We start from the raw sequence: 1,781 nt of genomic DNA, 5'->3' as shown, positions 1-1,781 counted from the left end.
ACCAGTTCGATCTGATTTATCGACATCAGACGAGATTACGCGGCTGTCGATGTGATCGACTGAGTCTTCGTCCGGAACGACCAGCTCTCGTCGACGGACGCACTCGCGATACTCGATTCGATCAGTGACGGTCGGAGCTGGGAGACGAACAGCTACGTCAAGCGCGCCCGCACACTCCTCAACGACACGTAGACAGTATCGCCCGATGCCTGGTCTCGGCATCTGATAGACAGTTTCAGCGAGAAAGGCTTCTGCAGTCTGACTCCAGACGGTGTTTTGCCTCGGTGAGGTCACGAAGCCGTCGCGTGATCGCGCGCCACTCACTCAATCGGTCGTAGGCCTCACCAAGGTCGTCAGAGTCGACGTCCGCGAGTACGACAGCGTCGGGCGAGGCCGCCTCGAAGGACGCCGCAAGGTCGCGTTCTCGCTCGCGATACTCCCCGATCGCGTCCGCGATCGCCTCCGGCGTCTCGAACTCCCGCATCAGTTCGGTAATCCGGCGGAACTCGACGTACGCCTCATTACGCACGAAACGTACCGGGTCGTCCGTAGCTTTCTCGAGGATGCCGCGTTCGACGAGCCACTCGAGATGTGGCCGTACCTCCGCCGTCGCGCAACCCGCCCGCTCCGCAATCTCCATGACCGACGTCGGCGCCGTCAGCGCCATCCCAACCTCGGAGGCGCGCTCCGCCACCGTTCGCGCTTCCAGCCTCGTCTCCCACTCCCCAGTGAGGTCGAGATCCGGCGGGGTTTCCTCCGACATTACTCATCACTACGTCGTCGACCCCCAGTAGTTTGTGGGTGCTCGGCTTGCTGAACGGCAGAGTTGGAAGCGGGTACCGCTCGCTTCTTCACCGAATTTACTGGAAACGGTGGTGTGTCGAACGCTCCAATTAGTGGTCTAAACACCCTTGATAGACCGTTATCCACCGGTCTCGGTGAAGTGGCGCTCGAGGCGGGCACTCGGATCGCGACGACGGGTGAGTCATCGCGTCAAGCCCGACTGGGTGGTTCGATTCGCGCTTGACGTCGGCCTCCCTCGTAGAGGAGAAGAGTCAGTCAGTCGTCAGCTGTGTAGGCTCCGCTCCGGTGTTCGATTCGGTGAACTTCAAGGACGAGCGCGTCCCGGTCAAGGACACACGCAAGTCGATACTGCCCGACGCGAAGCTTCTCGAACGGGCCACCAGTCAGTGGTTCAAGATAGTCGTCCGGATCCCGCCATGGGTCGTCGACAATCTCGTCAAGCTTTGAAACAATCCGATCCTGAACGTGGTGTTCCAGATTGTCGAACTGCGTGGCAGCGCGTGGTGTGAACTTCCACGTCCACTCGTCATCCTTACTCCCCATCCGTACCGTCGTCCATCATCGCCAGCACGTCCTCACGAGACACAAGCTCCTCGTCCCCAGTCCGAAGTTCGTGTTCGCTTGCGGCAATCTGCTTCCAGCCCTCACGCGAGAACTCCGGATGCTTGACCGCGTCTCGCGCTGCATAGCGGAGGAATTCACTTCGTGAGTTGAAGCCTTGTTCTTCCCACGTCGTGTCGATATCATCAAGGAACGCTTGCGTGAGTCGGAGATTGACCTGGACAGTCTCCGGCCCATCCCCCGTTGAGCGTTCGGCATCAGACATGATATACTAGTGCTTTACGTCCGTATATTAGATAAACATTCCCCACGAGAGTCTAGCCTCCCGTCAGACACTGGCGGACTCATTTCTGAGTGTGCTGTCCGGTTCGTACCAGACTCACAACGGCAATACGCCGATTAGGGGCACACTCGGT

3 protein-coding genes are annotated in these 1,781 nt (G+C 59.2%); all 3 read right to left on the bottom strand.

Annotated features, from left to right (window positions below; all coding sequences use genetic code 11):
• Positions 1-235: 235 nt before the first annotated feature.
• The 3 genes from ABDZ36_RS01040 to ABDZ36_RS01030 all read right to left on the bottom strand — a co-directional run bounded on the left by ABDZ36_RS01040 (position 236) and on the right by ABDZ36_RS01030 (position 1,630).
• A complete protein-coding gene (locus ABDZ36_RS01040) occupies positions 236-763 on the bottom strand; it encodes a DUF7342 family protein (RefSeq protein ID WP_188873236.1) in 528 nt (175 codons plus the stop codon).
• 296 nt (positions 764-1,059) lie between these two features.
• Positions 1,060-1,347: a type II toxin-antitoxin system RelE family toxin gene (locus ABDZ36_RS01035; RefSeq protein ID WP_021780587.1), complete on the bottom strand. Its 288-nt coding sequence runs from the start codon at positions 1,345-1,347 to the stop codon at positions 1,060-1,062.
• Positions 1,337-1,630: a ribbon-helix-helix domain-containing protein gene (locus tag ABDZ36_RS01030; RefSeq protein WP_020221905.1), complete on the bottom strand. Its 294-nt coding sequence runs from the start codon at positions 1,628-1,630 to the stop codon at positions 1,337-1,339. Before ABDZ36_RS01030 ends, ABDZ36_RS01035 begins: the two co-directional genes overlap by 11 nt.
• Between the last annotated feature and the right edge of the window lie 151 nt (positions 1,631-1,781).

It is taken from the genome of Halarchaeum salinum (assembly GCF_039520965.1).
Lineage (GTDB): Archaea > Halobacteriota > Halobacteria > Halobacteriales > Halobacteriaceae > Halarchaeum > Halarchaeum salinum.
This window is presented reverse-complemented; position numbering and strand designations above follow the sequence as displayed.

What these genes read in the sequence shown, in the direction of transcription:
- ABDZ36_RS01040 (WP_188873236.1), bottom strand. Translation starts at nt 763, where the DNA reads ATGTCGGAGGAAACCCCGCCGGATCTCGACCTCACTGGGGAGTGGGAG.
- ABDZ36_RS01030 (WP_020221905.1), bottom strand. Translation starts at nt 1,630, where the DNA reads ATGTCTGATGCCGAACGCTCAACGGGGGATGGGCCGGAGACTGTCCAG.
- ABDZ36_RS01035 (WP_021780587.1), bottom strand. Translation starts at nt 1,347, where the DNA reads ATGGGGAGTAAGGATGACGAGTGGACGTGGAAGTTCACACCACGCGCT.